This window comes from Stenotrophomonas sp. 24(2023), assembly GCF_030913365.1.
Classification (GTDB): domain Bacteria; phylum Pseudomonadota; class Gammaproteobacteria; order Xanthomonadales; family Xanthomonadaceae; genus Stenotrophomonas.
In genome coordinates this window covers 3670712-3689220 of record NZ_CP133160.1, presented here as the reverse complement: position 1 = coordinate 3689220, position 18509 = coordinate 3670712, and the positions used below count along the sequence as shown (strand labels likewise).

Sequence of the window (18509 nt, the reverse complement as noted above, 5' to 3'; positions counted from 1 at the left end):
CGGCGACCTGCCATGCAGGCAGGCCGTAGAATGGCGGGGATGTCCGACACCCTCGCCACCGCTGTCAGCCACAGCCTGGAAATCAAGCACAGCCGTTTCACGGCCCACGCGGCACCGATCGACGGCCCGGCCCATGCCCTGGCGTTCCTGCAGCAGGTCGCCGTGGCCGATGCTACCCACAACTGCTGGGCCTACCGTCATGGACAGGATTACCGGTCCAGCGATGACGGCGAACCCTCCGGCACTGCGGGCCGGCCGATCCTGGCCGCCATCGATGGCCAGGGCTTCGACCAGGTGATGGTGGTGGTCACCCGCTGGTACGGTGGCATCAAGCTCGGCGCCGGCGGCCTGGTGCGGGCCTATGGCGGCACGGCAGCCGAATGCCTGCGCACGGCGCCGCGCCAGCCCCTGGTGGCCCTGGCACAGCTGCAGCTGATGGCCGGATTCGAGGATCTGGGCGCCCTGCATGCCGCCCTGGCCGCACACGGTGCCGACAAACAGGATGAACAGTTCGATGCGCAGGGCGTGCGCCTGCAGGTCAGCCTGCCCCGGGACCAGGTCGATGCATTGAAAATGCGTCTGCGCGACGCCACTCGTGACCGTATCCGTTTCCGTGATGATGCCTGAGCATGACTGACAAGGACGCTTCCCCCGCCCCGCCGCTACGCCGCCTCGGCAGCCTGCGCACGCTGTGGCCGTTCGTGCGCCGCCATCGCGGCCTGTTCGTGGCCTGGCTGATTGCCCTGGCGGTGTCCTCGGCGGCCACCCTGAGCATGCCGCCGGCGGTCAAGCAGATGATCGACAACGGCTTCAGCGGCGGCGGCCAGCAGATCAACCAGGCCTTCGCCCTGCTGATGGCGGTGGCCGTGGTGATGGCGCTGGGCACCGCCGCGCGCTTCTTTTTTGTCTCGCTGCTGGGCGAGAAAGTGGTCGCCGACCTGCGCAGCCAGCTGTACGCCCATCTGATCCAGCTCGATGCCGGCTTCCATGACCGCAACCGCAGCGGTGAACTGGTCTCGCGCCTGACCGCCGACAGTGAGCTGCTGCGCAGCGTGATCGGCTCGACGATGTCCGTGGCCCTGCGCAGCAGCGTCACCGTGGTCGGCAGCCTGGGCATGCTGTTCGTCACCAGCCCGCGGCTGGCGGCGTGGACGCTGCTGGGGATTCCGCTGGCGGTGCTGCCGATCATCATCGGTTCGCGCAAGCTGCGCGCGGTCTCGCGTGCCAGCCAGGACCGCATCGCCGATGCCAACAGCCTGGCCGCCGAAACCCTGGGAGCGGTGCGCACCGTGCAGGCCCACGCGCGCGAGCCCTACGAGCGCGGCCGCTTCGAGCGTGCGCTGGGCGATGCCATCGGCGCCGCCCGCACGCGCATCCGCGCACAGTCGGTGGTGACGGCCGCAGCGATCCTGCTGATCTTCGGCGCCATCGTCGGCGTGCTGTGGCTGGGCGCCCACGATGTGGTCGATGGCCGCCTGAGCGCCGGTACGCTGGGCCAGTTCGTGCTGTACGCCCTGATCGGTGGCGGCTCGGTCGGCGCCCTGGCCGAGGTGTGGAACGAGCTGCAGCGCGCGGCCGGCGGCATGGGCCGCATCAGCGAGCTGCTGCAGGAACGCGTGCAGATCCAGGCCCCGGAACAGCCTGCCACCCTGCCGGCGCCGCTGCGTGGCGAGATCCGTTTCGACGATGTGGTCTTCCATTATCCGCAGCGCCCCGACCAGGCCGCGCTGGACCATTTCGACCTGCACGTGCGTCCCGGCGAAACCGTTGCCCTGGTTGGCCCGTCCGGCGCCGGCAAGAGCACGGTGCTGTCGATGCTGCTGCGCTTCCACGACCCGGCCTCCGGCACGGTCAGCGTGGATGGCAGCGATGTGCGCCTGCTGGACCCTGCCGCACTGCGCGCACAGCTGGCGCTGGTGCCGCAGCAACCGACCCTGTTCGCCGCCAGTGCCCGCGACAACATCCGCTATGGGCGGCTGGAGGCCAGCGATGCCGAGGTGGAACAGGCCGCGCGCGCCGCCGAAGCCGATGAGTTCCTGCGTGCGCTGCCGCAGGGCTATGACAGCGAACTGGGGGAGCGCGGCGCACGCCTGTCCGGTGGCCAGCAGCAACGCATCGCCATTGCTCGTGCCCTGCTCAAGGATGCACCGATCCTGCTGCTGGACGAAGCCACCAGCGCCCTGGACGCACAGAGCGAACGCAGCGTGCAGCAGGCGCTGGAACGGTTGATGGCCGGGCGCACCACGCTGGTCATCGCCCACCGCCTGGCCACCGTGCTCAAGGCCGACCGCATCGTGGTGATGGACCACGGGCGCATCATCGCCCAGGGGACGCACGCGCAGCTGCTGGCCGAAGACGGGCTGTACGCTGAACTGGCCCGCCTGCAGTTCATCGATTGACGACAGGGCGCTAACAACGGCCAGCGCAGGCTGGCCGTGTACCGCCACCGGCTGCCCACAGGAGGTCGCCATGTCGTTCCGCCAGTTTCCCGCCACCGATCACAATGGCGACAGCCACATCATTCTCGAATTCAAGCCGGAACCAGCTGCCATCAGCCACGGCAGCGATGCGACGCCACGCTACGAGCTCGATGACGGGCGTGCGCTGGTGCGCAACGGGCGCGAATTCAGCACCGAGGGTGGCGAACTGCGCTTGACCCTCTGATCGGAAGTGGGCACGGCCATCGGCCCGCGCGGCCTGGCCGCTGCGCGCGCCGGGCAGGGCCCGGCGCTGCCGCACAGGACTGGCCAATTTTTCGCCAGCCATCTTGACAGCCTTTCCCGGCAAGGGCTGCCACGGGTTATCCACATGTTTGCGCAGCGCTCATCCACACCACCTGTGGATGATTGCCCCGGTGTCAGCGTGGCAGTACCCGGCCGATGCCGCTGGCATCGACCTCGGCAGCCGCTGCATCCACGGCCTGCACCGGCGTACCGGCAACGAAACCGATGCGGAAATGTACTTCGCCGCCTGGCGTGCGCGAGGAATGGATCGACGCCAGGCTGATGCCATGCTGCTCGAACACATGCAGCAGTTCACGCAGTGAACCCGGGCGGTCCTCGGGCAGATGCACCGACAGCGCGTTGGTTTCGGTCAGGTCGGCCAGCAGATAGCCGACCCGCTCGAAGGTGTAGTTGCCCTCGGCCAGTACCTGCGGCCCGAAGGCGGCCTGGTTGTCGGCCAGCAGCTGCTGGCGGAAGGCTGCACGCGCGGCATCATCGCCCTGCCCGACCTGCGCCTGCAGCGCGCGCAGCTGCCCCACCAGGCGTTCCAGCATCGGCGCCACATAGGGGTTGCCGAACTGGATGTCCTCATAGATGGCCGGGTTGAGCGAGAGGATGCGGGCGATGATCGCCGTGTTCAGTTCGAACGAGGCCGAACGGTAGGGCATCAGTGCGGCCAGCGCACCCAGCTGCGGCTGGTACTCGCGCAGCACGCCGGCCTGCGCGAGGTGGCTGGCGTGGACCATGGCCTGCACCAGCGCCATCACCTGGTCGTGGTGATCGGGCGTGGCCTGCACACACTCGGCCTGCAGCGCAGCACACAGCGCCTGTACCCACGGCTGCCAGGCCTGCAGGCGCGCCTCGCAGACCACCATCACCCGACCCTTCAGCGTCGGCGCCTTGGGCGGTGCGGTCATCGGATGCAGGCCGACCACCTCGGCGTGGGAGGTGAGCATGGCCTGCACCGGCGCCTCCTTCACCGAGGTCACGTCCAGCCACAACCGCCCCTGTTCACGCCCTGCCGAGCGCTGCACGTACTCGGCGATCAGGGCGGGCGTGTGCCGGATCGGCGCGGAGAACACCAGCACGTCGGCCTGCTCCAGCAGCATGTCCGGCGAATGCGAGCCCGGGTCGGCCGGATCATGGCCGATCACCTGCAGCTGCATGCGCTCGCGGAAGAAGCGGGCCAGCCAGCGGCCGTAGGCACCGTCGCTGCCGACGATGCCCACGATACGGGGGGCTGCGCTCATGCGATGCGCTCGGCACGGAAACGATTGGCATCGGCCAGCGCCGCCGGCGCCGCGGACAGCACGTCAAATTCCTCGTAGCCGTGGGCCAGTGTTGCTTCAAGCGCGGCATGGGTACCGGCCACCGCCCGGGAGATGGCCTGCTGCATGGTTTCGCCGCGCAGCAGGAAGGCCACGATCAGCGCCATCAGCACATCGCCGGTGCCGGCCACATCCACCGGCAGCAGCGGCGAGGTCCAGCGCCAGGTTTCCTGCGCGCTGACCGCCAGGGTGACCAGTTCACCGGGGGCACCGCCCACGCTGTGTGCCAGCACCCACTGCGGGCCGCGTGCCAGCAGCACCCGTGCTGCAGCGATGGCATCGGCTTCGGCCAGCGCCGGCAGGCCGGTCAGGCGGCCCAGTTCGAAGGCGTTGGGGGTGACCAGCCACGCATGCGGCAGCAGCCGCTCGGCGAAGATCGCCTCCAACCCGGGCTCCACGTAGGGACCGGTGTGGGTATCGCCGATGACCGGGTCCAGGCAGTAGCGCAGCTGCGGGCAGGCCGGCAGCACCGCATCCAGCCAGTCGGCAAAGGCCGCGCCGTTGCCGACGCTGCCGAAGTAGCCGGATACCAGCATCTTCGCGCGCTGTGGCAGGCCGCGTTCGGCGGTGCCGCGCAGCAGGTCGGCGAACCAGTCGCTGGGCAGCACGCGGCCCCGGGTGGTGTCGTAGAACGGGGCATTGCTCAGCAGCGTGGTCGGGATTTCCGCCACCCGCACGCCCAGCGCGCGCAGCGGTGGTACCGCGGCGCTGTTGCCGGCATGGCCGTACACCAGTTGCGACTGGACCGAAATGACATCGATCGGCGAGGGCCCGTCGGGCCGCTGGCGGCGGCCGTGGACCAGGTGGTTGTCGAGGGATTCGCTCATGCCCGCATTCTACGCCCAAGGGGGTTTTCGGCAGGGCTGCGCCCTGCACCTGCCGAAGCCTCAAGCAACGGCAACGGCAACAGCAACAGCGGGCTATCCGTGGGATGGCGGAGCACTGTGGGTTTGCGGGGACGCCGTAAACCCGTCCATGGGGGCTTGGTCGCCGCATCCATGCGGCTCACACCCCGCAATCCCACAGTGCCCCGCCTTCGACAGTTGGCCGGAGGCCAGTAGATCCACGCCATGCGTGGATGCTTCTCGATGGCTCATCGAATATTCGATTTCGATGGAAATTCATCCACGCATGGCGTGGATCTACCGTGTCGACCAAGGTCGACACCTACCAACAGCCGCGGGAAACTGTCGAAGGCGGGGTGGGTCCGGTTGAGGGGGCGTGAGCCGCATGGATGCGGCGACCGAGCTTACAGGGACGTACTTGCAGCGTCCCCCTCAACCGGACCCACCCCGCCTCCCCCCAGGAAACCAGCCTCTGCTGTTGCTTCTGCTCTGGTTTCGGCAGGTGCAGGGCTGCAAGCCCTGCAACCCACCCCACCCTCAGTGTGCAGTCGGCCGCGACGGCGGCAGCCAGGCGGCCACGATACCCAGCAGCGGCAGGAACGCGGTCAGCTGGTACACGTATTCGATGCTGGTGTGGTCCGCCAGCAGGCCCAGCACCGCCGCCCCCAGCCCGCCCATGCCGAAGGCGAAACCGAAGAACAGGCCCGACACCATGCCGATGCGGTGCGGCATCATTTCCTGCGCATAGACCACGATGGCCGAGAACGCCGAGGACAGCACGAAGCCGATCAGCACCGCCAGCACCGTGGTCCACAGCAGGTCGGCATGCGGCAGTGCCAGTGCGAACGGCGCCACGCCCAGGATCGAGGTCCAGATGATCGGCTTGCGGCCGATGCGGTCACCCAGCGGGCCGCCGAGGAAGCCACCGGCCGCCGACGCCACCAGGAAAGCGAACAAATGCAGCTGCGCCTGCTCCACCGGAATGCCGAAGTGGTGGATCAGGTAGAACGTGAAGTAGCTGCCGATGCTGGCCATGTAGAAGTACTTGCTGAAGATCAGCACCAGCAGGATGGCCAGCACGCGGGCGACCGTGCGCGGCGGAATCTGCGGCGCGGCCACCACATGCCCGGCCGGACGCGGCGCCCCCAGGTGCAGCGCGTACCAGCGGCCGACATAGGTCAGCAGCGCAATGCCGATCAGCGCAGCCCCGGCGAACCAGGAGGCCGCATGCTGGCCATGCGGCACGATCACCGCCGCGGCGATCAGCGGGCCCAGCGCGGTACCGAAGTTGCCCCCCACCTGGAACACCGACTGGGCCAGGCCATGACGGCCACCGGACGCCAGCCGCGCGATGCGCGAGGCCTCGGGGTGGAAGATCGCCGAACCGATACCCACCAGCGCCGCAGCCACCAGCACCAGCGCGTAGTTCGGGGCAAAGCCCAGCAGCAGCATGCCGCACAGGGTGGAGGCCATGCCGATCGGCAGCGAGTACGGCGCCGGATGGCGGTCGGTCTGCAGGCCGACCAGCGGCTGGAAGATCGAGGCGGTCAACTGGTAGGTGAGCGTGATCAGCCCGATCTGGGTAAAGCTCAGGGCGAATTCGCCCTTGATGACCGGATAGATGGCCAGGATCAGCGACTGCATCATGTCGTTGATGACATGCGAGGTGGAGACGGCGGCCAGCACGCGGGTGGCGGCTGAACGCTGGGGGGCGGAGGTTGAAGCCAATGTCGACATGGGGGCGCAGACAGGAACCGTGGGGCCGACCATGCTAGGGTGGCGGCCCGCCCCCTTCCGCCGCGATCTGGTCATGCCCTATCGCAAAAAGGACATTTCTCCACCCTGCCCGCTGCGCGAAGGCGCTCCCTGGCGGGAAGTCCCCACCCAGCGCCCGGTCACCTGCCGGGTCCGCGATTACCCGGCCGGCTTCCATATCTCGCCCCATTGGCACGAGCGGCACCAGCTGGTGTATGCGATGTCCGGCCTGATGGTGGTGCGCTCGGAAGTTGGCCGCTGGGTGGTGCCGTCCACCCGGGCGATCTGGATGCCGGCCGGCATGGCACACGCGGTGGACTGCATCGCCGACGTGCACATGCGCAGCCTGTACATCGACCCGGGTTTCGCGCCGGCCCTTCCAGCCGAACCTTTCGCGGTGGGGGTGTCGCCCCTGCTGCGTGAACTGCTGCATGCGGCCAGCCTGATCGATGCGCCCTTCGAGGAACACACCCGTGACGGGCGGGTGGTGCGGCTGCTGCTGGACGAACTGCATCGCATGGATGTGCTGCCACTGCACCTGCCGGAACCGGCCGATCCGCGCCTGCGCCGGATCTGCCAGCATCTGCAGCGCCATCCCGAAGACGAAGCCACCCTGCCGGACTGGGCCCAACTGCTGGGTGTTGACGTGAAGACCATCCAGCGCCGCTTCGCCGCCGAACTGGGCATGACCTTCGGGCAGTGGCGGCAGCAGGCCCGGCTGCTGGAGGCGATGGAACGCCTGGCGACCGGCGCGAAGGTGATCGATGTGGCCCTGGCCACCGGCTATGACAGCCCCAGCGCATTCACCAGCATGTTCAAGCGGCAGCTGGGGCAGACACCGGCGGCATTTTTCCGTTGAAGCGTTGAGCCGCATCCACGCATGGCGTGGATCCACCAGGGCGCGTCACAGGCCCGAGCGCCCGGAAACGAAAACGCCGGGCAGTGCCCGGCGTCATCGTCGTTGCAGGCTGCCGCCGGGAATCAGGAGGTCATCCGGTCCCAGAAACCCTTCACGCCATCGAGGAAGGTCGCCGACTTCGGCGAATGCTTGCGCGCTTCCTCGCCGATGAAGGTGGCTTCGAACTGTTCCAGCAGCTTGCGCTGGTCGCTGGTGAGGTTGACCGGGGTTTCCACCACCACGCGGCAGTACAGGTCGCCTTCGCTGCGGCTGCGCACCGACCGCACGCCCTTGCCGCGCAGGCGGAACAGCTTGCCGGTCTGGGTTTCGGCCGGGATGCGGATTTCCGCTTCGCCGCCCAGCGTGGCCACGCGCACGGTATCGCCCAGCGCCGCCTGCGAGATGCGGATCGGCACTTCGCAGTGCAGGTCGTCGCCATCGCGCTGGAAGATGTGGTGCTCGCGCACGCGCACTTCCACGTACAGGTCACCCGGCGGTGTTCCGGCGGGACCGGCTTCACCCTCGCCGGCCAGGCGGATGCGGTCGCCGGTATCGACGCCCGCCGGCACCTTCACCGACAGCACCTTGTCTTCCTCGACACGGCCGTTGCCGTGGCAGGTCTTGCAGGGCTTGGCGATGATCTGGCCACGGCCACCGCAGTTGTGGCAGGCCTGCTGCATGGCGAAGATGCCACGCTGGATGCGCACCTGGCCGCGGCCATGGCACACCGTGCAGGTTTCCACCTTGCCGTCTTCCGAGCCGCTGCCATCACAGTCGCCGCATTCGGCCAGGGTCGGAATCTCGATGCGGCGCTCGATGCCCCGTACCGCTTCTTCCAGGTCCAGCTCCATCACGTAACCGATATCGGCACCGCGACGGGCCTGGCGTGGGCCACCGCCGCCGGCACCGCCAAAGATGTTGCCGAAGATGTCGCCGAAAATATCGTTCATGTCCGGGCCACCCGGACCGCCGCCACCGCCCATGCCATGCTCGAACGCAGCGTGGCCATGGCTGTCGTACATGCGGCGCTTGTTGCCGTCGGACAGCACTTCGTAGGCTTCCTTGCACTCCTTGAAGGAGGCTTCGGCCGCCGCATCACCCGGGTTGCGGTCCGGATGGAACTTCATCGCGCAGCGACGGTAAGCCTTCTTCAGCTCCTCGTCGGTGGCGGTGCGGGCTACGCCCAGGACTTCGTAGTAATCGCGCTTGCTCATAGAGTGAATCAGGTTCCAGTACGTCGGGATTCGTCAAAGCGCAAGAGCGGAACCAGGTCCGCTCTTGCGTCGGGCGCCCCGACACGCCGGTTGGCGGCCAGGACCCTGATGCGACGACGGGACGCTGGCTGGCAGCGTCCCGCGTCGTTCTGGATCAGGACTTCTTGTCGTCCTTGACTTCGGTGAACTCAGCGTCCACCACGTCATCGTGCTTGCCACCGGCGGTACCGGCATCGGCAGCCCCCTGGGCGCCGCCCTGGTCGGCCGAAGCAGCGGCGAACAGCGACTGGCCGGCTTCTTCCAGCACCTTCGACTTGGCTTCGATCTGCGCCTTGTCGTCGCCCTTCATCGCGGTTTCCAGGTCGGCCAGTGCGGCCTCGACCTTGCCGATGACATCGCCGCCGACCTTGCTGCCGTGCTCGGTGATGGCGCTGCGGGTGCCGTGGATCAGGGCATCGGCCTGGTTACGGGCCTGCACCAGTTCCTGGAACTTCTTGTCTTCTTCGCGGTTGGCTTCCGCGTCGGCGACCATGCGCGCGATCTCTTCCTCGGACAGGCCCGAACCGGCCTTGATCTCGACCTTCTGTTCCTTGTTGGTCTTCTTGTCCTTGGCCGACACGTGCAGGATGCCGTTGGCGTCGATGTCGAAGGACACTTCCACCTGCGGCAGGCCACGCGGGGCCGGCTCGATGCCGGACAGGTCGAACTTGGCCAGCGACTTGTTGAAGCGGGCCTGCTCGCGCTCACCCTGCAGCACGTGCACGGTCACGGCCGACTGGTTGTCCTCGGCGGTGGAGAACACCTGCGAGGCCTTGGTCGGGATGGTGGTGTTCTTCTCGATGATCTTGGTGAACACGCCGCCCATGGTCTCGATGCCCAGCGACAGCGGGGTCACGTCCAGCAGCAGCACGTCCTTGACGTCGCCACCCAGCACGCCGCCCTGGATCGCCGCACCCAGTGCCACGGCTTCGTCCGGGTTGACGTCCTTGCGCGGTTCCTTGCCGAAGAACTCGGTCACCGCCTGCTGCACCTTCGGCATGCGGGTCTGGCCACCGACCAGGATCACTTCGCTGATGTCGCTCGAACGCAGGCCGGCATCGTTCAGCGCGACGCGGCACGGCTCGATCGACTTCTTGATCAGGTCTTCCACCAGCGCTTCCAGCTTGGCGCGGGTCAGCTTGATGTTCAGGTGCTTCGGACCCGATGCGTCAGCGGTGACGTACGGCAGGTTCACTTCGGTCTGCTGGGCGCTGGACAGCTCGATCTTGGCGCGCTCGGCAGCGTCCTTCAGGCGCTGCAGGGCCAGCGGATCCTTGCGCAGGTCGATGCCCTGGTCCTTGTTGAACTCTTCCACCAGGTACTCGATGACGCGGTTGTCGAAATCTTCGCCGCCCAGGAAGGTGTCGCCGTTGGTGGCCAGCACTTCGAACTGCTTTTCACCATCGACGTTGGCGATTTCGATCACCGAGACGTCGAAGGTGCCGCCGCCCAGATCGTAGACGACGATCTTGCGGTCCTTGTTGTCGCCCTTGTCCAGGCCATAGGCCAGCGCGGCCGCGGTCGGCTCGTTGATGATGCGCTTGACGTCCAGGCCGGCGATGCGGCCGGCGTCCTTGGTCGCCTGGCGCTGGCTGTCGTTGAAGTAGGCCGGCACGGTGATGACCGCCTCGGTGACCTTCTCGCCGAGGAAGTCCTCGGCGGTCTTCTTCATCTTTTCCAGCACCTTGGCCGAGATTTCCTGCGGCGCCATCTTCTTGGCATCGCTGGTGGCCACCCAGGCATCGCCATTGTCATGGGCCAGGATGCTGTACGGGACGTGGGCGATGTCCTTCTGCACTTCGGCGTCGGTGAACTTGCGGCCGATCAGGCGCTTCACCGCATAGAAGGTGTTCTTCGGGTTGGTCACGGCCTGGCGCTTGGCCGAGGCACCGACCAGGACTTCGCCGTCCTTGGTGTAGGCGACGATCGACGGGGTGGTGCGATCGCCTTCCGAGTTTTCGATGACGCGGGCCTTGCCGCCGTCCATGATCGCCACGCACGAGTTGGTGGTGCCGAGGTCGATACCAATGATCTTGCCCATGGGGGAGACTCCTGAAAATGTTCGGTCAGTCCGGCCCTTCGGCCGGTGGATGAATGGGATGTGGGGGAGGCTCGTGGAACATTCAAGCCGTCACCCGAACGCTGTGTTCAGCGGTTTGAAACTTTCGCCGGGCAGGACCCGGCGCTACCGGTCCGGGCAGGCAGCGCCGGGCGATGCCCGGCGGCCCTGCGCCCGGACCGAGGGGTCAGTCGGCGGCCACCACCACCAGCGCCGGCCGCAGCAGGCGCTCGTTCAGCAGGTAGCCCTTCTGGAACACGGTCACCACGCTGCCCGGGGCGGCACCCGGGGCGGGCACCTGGCTGATGGCCTGGTGGTGTTCAGGGTTGAACGGCTGGCCGGTCGGGTCCAGCAGCACCAGCCCGTTGTCGGCGGCAACCTTCAGCAGCTGCTTGTAGGTCAGCTCCAGGCCTTCGCGCAGCGGGTGGGCCTCATCGCCGGCAGCCTTCAGGCCGGCATCCAGGCTGTCGAACACCGGCAGCAGTTCGCCCAGCAGCTTCTCGTTGGCGAACTTGCGGGCCTGATCGATGTCACGGGCCACGCGCTTGCGCTGGTTCTCCAGGTCGGCACGTTCGCGCAGGGCGTCGGCCCTGACCTGCTCGACCTCGGCGCGCAGGCGCTCCAGTTCGTCGTTGACGCCGTGGGCGGCGGCTGCATCGGCCGCGCTCTGCTGGGATTCGATATCTGGATGTTCTTGGTTCATGTCTGGGTCCCTGGCGGTCACTCCCCGCCTCCATCCCCCCTAGTGTGGGCGGGATGCTGCGTTTCAAGCGTCGGTGGCCCCCGAACCCCGTCCGGACGGCGAAAAGGCCGCGCCCAGGGCCTCGGCCGTGGCCTGTACCAGCGGAATCATGCGGTCATAGGCCATCCGCTTGGGGCCGATCACCCCCAGCACGCCCAGCACCTGGCCGTTGGCCGTATACGGGGCGGTGACCAGCGAGACCCCCTGCAACGGCACCACCCCGGTCTCCTCACCGATGAAGATGCGCACGCCCGGGGCCTGGATGGTCCGCTCCAGCAGCTGCAGGATCTCGCGCTTGCTGGAAAACAGTTCGAACAGCTCGCGCAGGCGCTCCAGGTCGGACAGGTCCTGTACGCCCATCAGGCGGGTCTGGCCCGCCACCAGCATGTCGTCAGCCGGCGGCTGCAGGGCCTGCTCGGCCAGCTCGATGCTGTGCGAGAGCAGCTGCTCCAGCTCCGACTGCGCATCGCGCAGCTCCAGCAGCAGGCGGGTGCGGATCTCGGCCACCGGCAGGCCGGCGAAGTGCGCATTGAGGTAGTTGGCCACCCGTTCCAGTTCGCCCGGGTCGAAACCACGCCGGGTCTCGATCACCCGGTTCTGCACTTCGTTGTCGGCAAACACCAGGATGGCCAGCACCCGGCGCCCGTCCAGCGCCACGAAATCGATCTGGCGGAAGGCGAACTGCTCGCGCCGCGGCGCACTGACCACGCCGACGAAATGACTCATCGCCGACAGCAGTTCCGAGGCGCTGCCCAGCAGGGCCTGGGTACTGCCGCCGCCGGCCAGCTCCTGCCGCAACCGGGCCAGTTCCCCCTCGCCCGGCGGCTGCATCTGCAGCAGGCTGTCCACGAACATGCGGTAGCCATGGGCGGTCGGTACCCGGCCGGCGGAGGTGTGCGGCGAGGCCAGCAGGCCCAGGTCTTCCAGGTCCCCCAGGATGTTGCGGATGGTCGCCGGGCTGACATCCAGCCCTGCCACCCGGGCCAGCGTCTGCGACCCGACCGGCTCACCATCCTGGATGTAGCGGGCGATCAGCGTACGCAGCAGGTGGCGCGCGCGCGGCGCCAGGGGGTCGGAAGAACCGTGCATGGAATCAGCCTGTGAGACACAGGCACTAGATAATGGCCTGACCCGACCTTGGCAAGTCATTGGAGCCGCCGCCCGCGCATGCTAGCGTTGCGCGGCTTGCCAGACCCACTCCCCATGCTCAGACATCTTTCCATCAAGGATTTCGCCGTCGTCCGCGCCACCGAACTGGAATTCGGCCCCGGCATGACCGTTGTTTCCGGTGAAACCGGTGCCGGCAAGTCGCTGATGGTCGACGCGCTGGGCTTCCTGTCCGGCCTGCGCGCCGACAGTGGCGTGGTCCGCCATGGCGCGGCCCGCGCCGAGCTGTCGGCCGAATTCGCGCTCGACGCCCTGGAGGGCGCCCGTCGCTGGCTGGCCGACAACGAACTGGATGACGACAACCAGTGCCAGCTGCGCCGGGTGATCCGTGCCGACGGTGGCTCACGGGCCTGGATCAACGGCCGCCCCGTCACCCTGACCCAGCTCGGGGAACTGGCCGCGTTCCTGGTCGAGATCCATGGCCAGCACGAACAGCAGGCGCTGCTGTCGCGCCCGTCGCAGATGGGCCTGCTCGACGCCTACGCCGGCAACGCCGCCGAACGCCGCCGGGTACGCCAGGCGGCGGCCGTCTGGCAGGCGCTGGTGGACGAAGCCGAGGCCCTGTCGCAGCAGGGCGATGTCAGCGACCGCATCGGCTTCCTGGAACACCAGCTGCGCGAACTGGAACGCGAAGACCTGGAGCCCGACGCGATCGCCGCGCTCGGCGCCAGCCACCGCCGCCAGGCCCATGCCAGCGCCCTGCTGGCGGCCTGCGAAGGGGCCAGCGGCCAGCTCAACGGCGATGACGGCATTTCCGCACTGGGCCTGCTGCAGCAGGTCCGCCACGACCTGTCGCGCGTCGCCGAACACGATCCCCGCCTGGGCGAGGTGGACGGCCTGATCGACAACGCCGCCATCCAGCTGCACGAGGCGCTGGCCCTGCTCGACCGTGTCCACGACGACCTGGACGCCGACCCCGAGCAGTTCGAGGAGAACGAACGCCGCCTGGGCCGCCTGCACGACCTGGCGCGCAAGCACCGCGTGCCGATGGACGAACTGGCTGCCCAGCGCGAACGCATGCAGGCCGAGGTGGAACAGCTGCGCGGGGCCGACGTGCGCCTGCAGCGCCTGGCCGGTGAGATCGACAAGGCCGCCAGCGCCTGGCGCGAGCAGGCGGCCGTGCTCAGCGCCAGCCGCCAGCGCGCGGCCACCGAGCTGTCGGCCACCACCACCGGCCTGATCGCCGAGCTGGGCATGGGCGGCGGCCAGTTCCTGATCGCACTGGAACCGCTGGACGTGGCCCGGCCCGATCCGCTGGGCGCCGAGCGCGCCGAGTTCCTGGTGGCGGCCAACGCCGGCCAGCCCCCGCGCCCGCTGCGCAAGGTGGCCTCCGGCGGCGAACTGTCGCGCATCTCGCTGGCCATCGAAGTGGCTGCGCTGGACCTGGATGCCGTACCGACCATGGTGTTCGATGAAGTCGATTCGGGCATCGGCGGCGCGGTGGCCGACATCGTCGGCCAGAAGCTGCGCGCCCTCGGCGAGAAGCGCCAGGTGCTGTGCGTTACCCACCTGCCCCAGGTCGCGTCCAAGGGCCATGCCCACTACCGCGTCAGCAAGGCGCCAGTGGATGGCATGACCCAGAGTGCCGTGGAGAAGCTGGACGCCAAGGCCCGCGAGGAAGAACTGGCACGCATGCTCGGCGGCGTGGAAGTGAGCAAGGAAGCGCGCGCGGCGGCCCGCAAGCTGCTGCAGGCCTGAGTGGCGGTAACGCGCCCGCTGGGCGCGCAGGCAACCTCAGCGGGCACCCACCGGGCCGTCGTTGCCGCTCACCCCAGAGGCCGCGACAGGTCCACCTGCCCAGCCAGGAAGTCCAGGAAGGCGCGCACCCGCAGCGGCAGGTAGCCGCCCTGCCCCAGGTACACCGCGTGCACCTCCTCCAGGTCGCCCGGGTTGGACTCCTCCAGCACCGGCAACAGGCGCCCGGCGGCGATGTCCGCCAGCACCTGGAACGTCGCAAGGCGGGCCAGCCCCACCCCGGCGATGGCCAGTTGGCGCAGGGCATCCCCATTGCTGGCGCGGACACTGCCCCGTGGCGGCACGACATGCAGTTCCCCGTCCACCTGCAGCGGCCAGCCCGGCTGTGCCCGGGCATGGCCGATGTCCAGGCGGTTGTGGCCCTGCAGCGCATCGACGCTGCGCGGCAGGCCATGCCGCGCGGCGTAGGCCGGCGAGGCCACGATCATCATCGGGGTCGCCCCGAGACGGCGCGCCACCAGGCGTTCATTCTTCAGCGGCCCTGCACGCACCGCCACATCGGTCCGCTGCTCCAGCAGATCGATGACTTCATCGTTGAGCGCGACATCCACCGTGACCATCGGGTGCGCCGCCAGGAATGCCGGCAACAGCGGCAGCAGGAAATGCTGGCCGAACGGCACGTTGGCATTCACCCGCAGCCGGCCACGGGGCACTTCATGGGCGCTGGCGCAGCGCTCGGCCTCGTCCAGGTCGGCCAGCACCCGCACCCCGCGCTCGTAGAACGTGCGTCCTTCGCTGGTCAGCTGCACCTGCCGGGTGGAACGCTGCAGCAGGCGCGTGCCCAGCCGCTGCTCCAGCCTGGCCACCAGCTTGCTGACCGCCGAGGGGGTCATCTCCAGGGTCCGGGCCGCGGCGGAAAAGCCGCCCGCCTCGATCACCCGGATGAAAACCTCCAGTTCCCCGGACCGGTTGATGTCGTTGCGCGCCATGGCAGTGAATCCAATTCACGGATCGGGACAGGAACGCATTCTATTTCACAACCGGACCCGCGTACGCCGGCAGGCGCCCCAACGAAAAACCCCGGGCCGGGCCCGGGGTCTGCTCGCCTTCGCCACGCCGGTGTCAGCGTCGCTTCTTGCGCACGTACAGCACCAGCGAATGCTCTTCCAGCTCGTAACCATGTTCGGCGGCGATCTTGCGCTGCAGCTCTTCGATCTGGCTGCTTTCGAACTCGATGATCTTGCCGGTGTCCACATCGACCATGTGGTCGTGGTGGCCGCCACGGTCCAGTTCGTAGACGGCCTGGCCGCCTTCGAAATTGTGCTTGAGCACCAGCCCGGCCGCCTCGAACTGGGTCAGCACGCGGTAGACCGTTGCCAGGCCGATCTCGTCGCCATGCTCCAGGAGCTGGCGGTAGATGTCTTCGGCCGTCATGTGGTGATGGGGGGTGCGCTGCTCCAGCAGTGCCAGGATCCGCATCCGCGGATGGGTCACCTTCAGGCCGACTTTGCGCAGGTCGTGGGTTTCCATAAAGCTCCGTTCATTGGCGATTTAGCGCCAGCTGCCTCGGATTGGGTCGCGGTGGCACGCCGGGAGTGTATCATCGGATCGATTTCCTCAACCGCCCTTCCTCGATGCGCAATCTCCTGCTGGTCGCCGCCGTCGCCCTGTCCACCACGGGCTGCGGCATCATCTACAAGCAACCCATCTATCAGGGCAACCTGATCCGGGAAGATGCCGTGGCCAAGCTGCAGGTCGGGCAGAGCAAGCAGCAGGTCAATGCGCTGCTGGGCACCCCGTCCATTCCGGACCCGTTCCACGCCCAGCGCTGGGATTACACCTCCAGCCAGCGCGTGAACCGCTTGGGCCGGACCGAAGTGAAGAACTTCACCGTGTACTTCGACAATGAAGCGGTCACCCGCTGGGAAGGCGACTACTTCCCGGCCAACGACCAGACCCTGGCCCAGCAGACCGTGCGCCAGTTCGGCCGCAACCTGCCGAAGGAAAAGAAGAAGGGCGGTCGCTGAGGCGCCATCGGCCCGCCCGCACCGGGCGGGTCCGGTTCAGCCGCCGCGCGCGCGCCGCCGGCGGTTGTCCTTGGGGTCGGCCAGCAACGGCCTGAGCAGTTCGACCCGGTCACCGTCCAGCAGGAGCTGGCCCGGCGCTGCCAGAACCCCGTGCACCGCCACCGCCGGGCAGTCCGCGGCCCCGGGAATCGCGCAGGCGGCCACGGCATCGGCCACTGTCGCCTCGTCCGGCAGCTGGAGCAGGCGGCTGTCCACCCGGTCCGGCCAGGCCAGCACCACCTCGACGGCAATCATCGGCTCAGCCCTCGTCGGCGACGCGGACGAAATCATTCACCATCCGGTCGGCCAGCCCCTGGAAGCCGATCGCCAGCGCCGGCCCCAGCAGCCGCGAACTGGGCTCGAACTCCAGGATCAGGCTGACCTTGCAGGCATCTTCGGCCAGCGCATGGAATTCCCAGCGGCCATGCAGCTGCTTGAACGGGCCGTCGCGCAGCTGCATGTCGATGCTGTGCGGGCGCTGCAGGGTGTTTTCGGTCATGAACCAGGTGCTGAACGAACCCAGCCCCAGGTCCAGCCGGGCCACCAGCCGGTCCTGCCCCTGCTCGAGGATGCTCGCCCCGGAGCACCAGCGGAAGCGGCGCGGATAGGCCTGGACATCGTTGACCAGATCGAACATGTGCGCGGCCGAGTGTTCGACCAGGGCGCTGCGGCGGATGGTAGGCATAAGACGGAAGCGTTCGGCAATCGACCGGGCGGGCCCGAATCGGAGACAATACGGAAATGAGCAAGAACAGCGGCAAGGATAAAGCAAAGAGCGCGACGGCCAACAAAACCATCGCGTTGAACAAGCGTGCCCGCCACGAGTACCACATCGAGGAGCGCTTCGAAGCCGGCCTGGCCCTGCAGGGCTGGGAGGTGAAGTCGATCCGCGCCGGACGCGGCAACATCATCGACGCCTACGCGTATGTGAAGCGCGGGGAGATCTACCTGATCGGCGCGCAGATCACCCCGTTGATCCAGGCCTCCACCCACGTGGTGGCCAATGACCGGCGCGAGCGCAAGCTGCTGCTGCACCGGAACGAGATCGACAAGCTGATCGGCAAGGTCGAGCGCGACGGCTACACGATCGTGCCCACCGCGATGTACTGGAGCAAGAACAAGATCAAGCTCGAGGTTGCGCTGGCCAAGGGCAAGCAGAACCACGACAAGCGCGATGCCGCCAAGGACCGTGACTGGGCGATCGAAAAGCAGCGCGTGATGCGCCGGGGCAACCGGGACGCCTGAGCGGGCACTGCCCGGCGGTACGCCGCTGGGGACCGGTCAGCCCGCCAGCATGCGGCGCTGGCAGCGCGGCGCCAGCGCCGCATGCATCACCGCCAGGTGCATCACCACCGCCAGTTCCGGGGCATGGCGGTCATCGCCCTCCCGCCACTGGCGGGCCATCTGCGCGGCATCGGCCGGCAGCAGGGCCATCAACTGGCCGTCATCCATCGCGTCGGCCGCGCACTGCAGCTGCCGGGCCATCTGCCGGGACTGGTGCACATAGGCCAGCACGCTGGTACCGGCCAGCGCCATCAGCACCAGCGCCAGGCCGTGCTCGAACCACAGGGCCAGGACATCCGGCCCCCAGGCCGCCAGCGCCAGCACGGCCAGGCCGAACACCCGCCACCCCATCCACTGCGCCTGGTTGCGGCGCGGCCAGTGCACCACCACGGCGCTGGCCAGCAGCGCCGTGGCCGCGATCGCCGGCAGCGCGGCCAGGCAGGCGGCCAGCAGGGTCAGCGACAGCAGCGCCCAGACCCAGCCCGGCGGCAATGCACGCTGCTGGTAGGCCGCACCGACCGGCCCCACCAGTTCCCGCAGGCTGCGCTGTTGTGTCACGTCCGTCACCGAAGGCCTCCGACTCGCACTGTCCTGATCCTCGCCCTCAGTGTGTCGCAAAAAGGTTTGGATGACGTTAGCAACTCGCTATGACCGTTTCCCTTCATCGCCCACGGCCCGCCAGCAGCCCTCCATG

At 68.1% G+C, this 18509-nt stretch carries 19 protein-coding genes; 7 read left to right on the top strand and 12 right to left on the bottom strand.

The features are described from left to right. The first annotated feature begins 39 nt into the window (after positions 1 to 39). The 3 genes from Q9R17_RS16920 to Q9R17_RS16910 all read left to right on the top strand — a co-directional run bounded on the left by Q9R17_RS16920 (position 40) and on the right by Q9R17_RS16910 (position 2664). The gene (locus Q9R17_RS16920; protein WP_308155746.1) at positions 40 to 627 is read left to right on the top strand and encodes a YigZ family protein; all 588 of its coding nucleotides are present in this window, start codon (positions 40 to 42) and stop codon (positions 625 to 627) included. A 2-nt stretch (positions 628 to 629) separates the two neighbouring features. After that, positions 630 to 2399 carry an ABC transporter transmembrane domain-containing protein gene (locus Q9R17_RS16915; RefSeq protein WP_308155745.1) on the top strand — a complete coding sequence of 590 codons (1770 nt, stop codon included), beginning with the start codon at positions 630 to 632 and terminating at the stop codon, positions 2397 to 2399. A 70-nt stretch (positions 2400 to 2469) separates the two neighbouring features. Then, on the top strand, positions 2470 to 2664 hold the full coding sequence (locus tag Q9R17_RS16910; RefSeq protein WP_308155744.1) for a hypothetical protein: 195 nt from the start codon (positions 2470 to 2472) through the stop codon (positions 2662 to 2664). Between the two features lie 193 nt (positions 2665 to 2857). On the opposite strand, the gene Q9R17_RS16905 is transcribed toward Q9R17_RS16910, so the two are convergent. From Q9R17_RS16905 to Q9R17_RS16895, 3 genes are all read right to left on the bottom strand, one after another. After that, positions 2858 to 3973 (bottom strand): prephenate dehydrogenase, encoded by a 1116-nt coding sequence (locus Q9R17_RS16905; protein WP_308155743.1) that lies wholly within the window; start codon positions 3971 to 3973, stop codon positions 2858 to 2860. Further along, on the bottom strand, positions 3970 to 4878 hold the full coding sequence (pdxY, locus tag Q9R17_RS16900; protein ID WP_308155742.1) for a pyridoxal kinase: 909 nt from the start codon (positions 4876 to 4878) through the stop codon (positions 3970 to 3972). The genes Q9R17_RS16905 and pdxY overlap by 4 nt, the downstream gene beginning before the upstream one ends. Before the next feature lie 555 nt (positions 4879 to 5433). After that, complete coding sequence (locus tag Q9R17_RS16895) at positions 5434 to 6633, bottom strand: MFS transporter (RefSeq protein WP_308155741.1); 1200 nt, start codon at positions 6631 to 6633, stop codon at positions 5434 to 5436. A 73-nt stretch (positions 6634 to 6706) separates the two neighbouring features. Here Q9R17_RS16895 and Q9R17_RS16890 point away from each other — a divergent pair, with 73 nt between their 5' ends. Then, positions 6707 to 7510 carry a helix-turn-helix transcriptional regulator gene (locus tag Q9R17_RS16890; protein WP_308155740.1) on the top strand — a complete coding sequence of 268 codons (804 nt, stop codon included), beginning with the start codon at positions 6707 to 6709 and terminating at the stop codon, positions 7508 to 7510. Positions 7511 to 7632: 122 nt separating this feature from the next. Here Q9R17_RS16890 and dnaJ read toward each other — a convergent pair whose 3' ends face one another. The 4 genes from dnaJ to hrcA all read right to left on the bottom strand — a co-directional run bounded on the left by dnaJ (position 7633) and on the right by hrcA (position 12692). After that, entirely contained in the window at positions 7633 to 8763 is a 1131-nt protein-coding gene (dnaJ, locus tag Q9R17_RS16885) for a molecular chaperone DnaJ (protein WP_308155739.1), read from the bottom strand. A gap of 154 nt (positions 8764 to 8917) precedes the next feature. Further along, entirely contained in the window at positions 8918 to 10843 is a 1926-nt protein-coding gene (gene dnaK, locus Q9R17_RS16880; protein WP_308155738.1) for a molecular chaperone DnaK, read from the bottom strand. A 205-nt stretch (positions 10844 to 11048) separates the two neighbouring features. Next, positions 11049 to 11564 carry a nucleotide exchange factor GrpE gene (grpE, locus tag Q9R17_RS16875; protein ID WP_308155737.1) on the bottom strand — a complete coding sequence of 172 codons (516 nt, stop codon included), beginning with the start codon at positions 11562 to 11564 and terminating at the stop codon, positions 11049 to 11051. Positions 11565 to 11627: 63 nt separating this feature from the next. Continuing rightward, positions 11628 to 12692, bottom strand: a complete 1065-nt coding sequence (hrcA, locus tag Q9R17_RS16870; RefSeq protein ID WP_308155736.1) for a heat-inducible transcriptional repressor HrcA — start codon at positions 12690 to 12692, stop codon at positions 11628 to 11630. A gap of 114 nt (positions 12693 to 12806) precedes the next feature. Here hrcA and recN point away from each other — a divergent pair, with 114 nt between their 5' ends. Beyond that, the gene (gene recN / locus Q9R17_RS16865) at positions 12807 to 14468 is read left to right on the top strand and encodes a DNA repair protein RecN (protein ID WP_308155735.1); all 1662 of its coding nucleotides are present in this window, start codon (positions 12807 to 12809) and stop codon (positions 14466 to 14468) included. A 68-nt stretch (positions 14469 to 14536) separates the two neighbouring features. Here the strand turns inward: recN and Q9R17_RS16860 are convergent, their stop codons facing one another. Together Q9R17_RS16860 and fur are read right to left on the bottom strand one after the other, a co-directional pair. Further along, the gene (locus Q9R17_RS16860; RefSeq protein WP_308155734.1) at positions 14537 to 15454 is read right to left on the bottom strand and encodes a LysR family transcriptional regulator; all 918 of its coding nucleotides are present in this window, start codon (positions 15452 to 15454) and stop codon (positions 14537 to 14539) included. A gap of 133 nt (positions 15455 to 15587) precedes the next feature. After that, the gene (fur, locus tag Q9R17_RS16855; protein ID WP_308155733.1) at positions 15588 to 15995 is read right to left on the bottom strand and encodes a ferric iron uptake transcriptional regulator; all 408 of its coding nucleotides are present in this window, start codon (positions 15993 to 15995) and stop codon (positions 15588 to 15590) included. Between the two features lie 104 nt (positions 15996 to 16099). Between fur and bamE the strand changes: the two genes are divergently transcribed. Continuing rightward, positions 16100 to 16492, top strand: coding sequence for an outer membrane protein assembly factor BamE (gene bamE / locus Q9R17_RS16850; protein ID WP_308155732.1), 393 nt, complete (start codon positions 16100 to 16102; stop codon positions 16490 to 16492). A gap of 36 nt (positions 16493 to 16528) precedes the next feature. Here bamE and Q9R17_RS16845 read toward each other — a convergent pair whose 3' ends face one another. Both Q9R17_RS16845 and Q9R17_RS16840 read right to left on the bottom strand, forming a co-directional pair. Further along, positions 16529 to 16786 carry an RnfH family protein gene (locus Q9R17_RS16845; RefSeq protein ID WP_308155731.1) on the bottom strand — a complete coding sequence of 86 codons (258 nt, stop codon included), beginning with the start codon at positions 16784 to 16786 and terminating at the stop codon, positions 16529 to 16531. A 4-nt stretch (positions 16787 to 16790) separates the two neighbouring features. Further along, positions 16791 to 17216, bottom strand: a complete 426-nt coding sequence (locus Q9R17_RS16840; RefSeq protein WP_308155730.1) for a type II toxin-antitoxin system RatA family toxin — start codon at positions 17214 to 17216, stop codon at positions 16791 to 16793. Between the two features lie 56 nt (positions 17217 to 17272). Between Q9R17_RS16840 and smpB the strand changes: the two genes are divergently transcribed. Then, on the top strand, positions 17273 to 17776 hold the full coding sequence (gene smpB, locus Q9R17_RS16835; RefSeq protein WP_308155729.1) for an SsrA-binding protein SmpB: 504 nt from the start codon (positions 17273 to 17275) through the stop codon (positions 17774 to 17776). Between the two features lie 36 nt (positions 17777 to 17812). On the opposite strand, the gene Q9R17_RS16830 is transcribed toward smpB, so the two are convergent. Beyond that, positions 17813 to 18382 (bottom strand): hypothetical protein, encoded by a 570-nt coding sequence (locus tag Q9R17_RS16830; RefSeq protein ID WP_308155728.1) that lies wholly within the window; start codon positions 18380 to 18382, stop codon positions 17813 to 17815. Positions 18383 to 18509: the final 127 nt, after the last annotated feature.

What these genes read in the sequence shown, in the direction of transcription:
- fur (WP_308155733.1), bottom strand. Translation starts at nt 15,995, where the DNA reads ATGGAAACCCACGACCTGCGCAAAGTCGGCCTGAAGGTGACCCATCCG.
- smpB (WP_308155729.1), top strand. Translation starts at nt 17,273, where the DNA reads ATGAGCAAGAACAGCGGCAAGGATAAAGCAAAGAGCGCGACGGCCAAC.
- Q9R17_RS16895 (WP_308155741.1), bottom strand. Translation starts at nt 6,633, where the DNA reads ATGTCGACATTGGCTTCAACCTCCGCCCCCCAGCGTTCAGCCGCCACC.
- pdxY (WP_308155742.1), bottom strand. Translation starts at nt 4,878, where the DNA reads ATGAGCGAATCCCTCGACAACCACCTGGTCCACGGCCGCCGCCAGCGG.
- Q9R17_RS16860 (WP_308155734.1), bottom strand. Translation starts at nt 15,454, where the DNA reads ATGGCGCGCAACGACATCAACCGGTCCGGGGAACTGGAGGTTTTCATC.
- hrcA (WP_308155736.1), bottom strand. Translation starts at nt 12,692, where the DNA reads ATGCACGGTTCTTCCGACCCCCTGGCGCCGCGCGCGCGCCACCTGCTG.
- Q9R17_RS16910 (WP_308155744.1), top strand. Translation starts at nt 2,470, where the DNA reads ATGTCGTTCCGCCAGTTTCCCGCCACCGATCACAATGGCGACAGCCAC.
- Q9R17_RS16840 (WP_308155730.1), bottom strand. Translation starts at nt 17,216, where the DNA reads ATGCCTACCATCCGCCGCAGCGCCCTGGTCGAACACTCGGCCGCGCAC.
- Q9R17_RS16890 (WP_308155740.1), top strand. Translation starts at nt 6,707, where the DNA reads ATGCCCTATCGCAAAAAGGACATTTCTCCACCCTGCCCGCTGCGCGAA.
- Q9R17_RS16920 (WP_308155746.1), top strand. Translation starts at nt 40, where the DNA reads ATGTCCGACACCCTCGCCACCGCTGTCAGCCACAGCCTGGAAATCAAG.
- dnaK (WP_308155738.1), bottom strand. Translation starts at nt 10,843, where the DNA reads ATGGGCAAGATCATTGGTATCGACCTCGGCACCACCAACTCGTGCGTG.
- recN (WP_308155735.1), top strand. Translation starts at nt 12,807, where the DNA reads ATGCTCAGACATCTTTCCATCAAGGATTTCGCCGTCGTCCGCGCCACC.
- dnaJ (WP_308155739.1), bottom strand. Translation starts at nt 8,763, where the DNA reads ATGAGCAAGCGCGATTACTACGAAGTCCTGGGCGTAGCCCGCACCGCC.
- Q9R17_RS16845 (WP_308155731.1), bottom strand. Translation starts at nt 16,786, where the DNA reads ATGATTGCCGTCGAGGTGGTGCTGGCCTGGCCGGACCGGGTGGACAGC.
- bamE (WP_308155732.1), top strand. Translation starts at nt 16,100, where the DNA reads ATGCGCAATCTCCTGCTGGTCGCCGCCGTCGCCCTGTCCACCACGGGC.
- Q9R17_RS16905 (WP_308155743.1), bottom strand. Translation starts at nt 3,973, where the DNA reads ATGAGCGCAGCCCCCCGTATCGTGGGCATCGTCGGCAGCGACGGTGCC.
- Q9R17_RS16915 (WP_308155745.1), top strand. Translation starts at nt 630, where the DNA reads ATGACTGACAAGGACGCTTCCCCCGCCCCGCCGCTACGCCGCCTCGGC.
- grpE (WP_308155737.1), bottom strand. Translation starts at nt 11,564, where the DNA reads ATGAACCAAGAACATCCAGATATCGAATCCCAGCAGAGCGCGGCCGAT.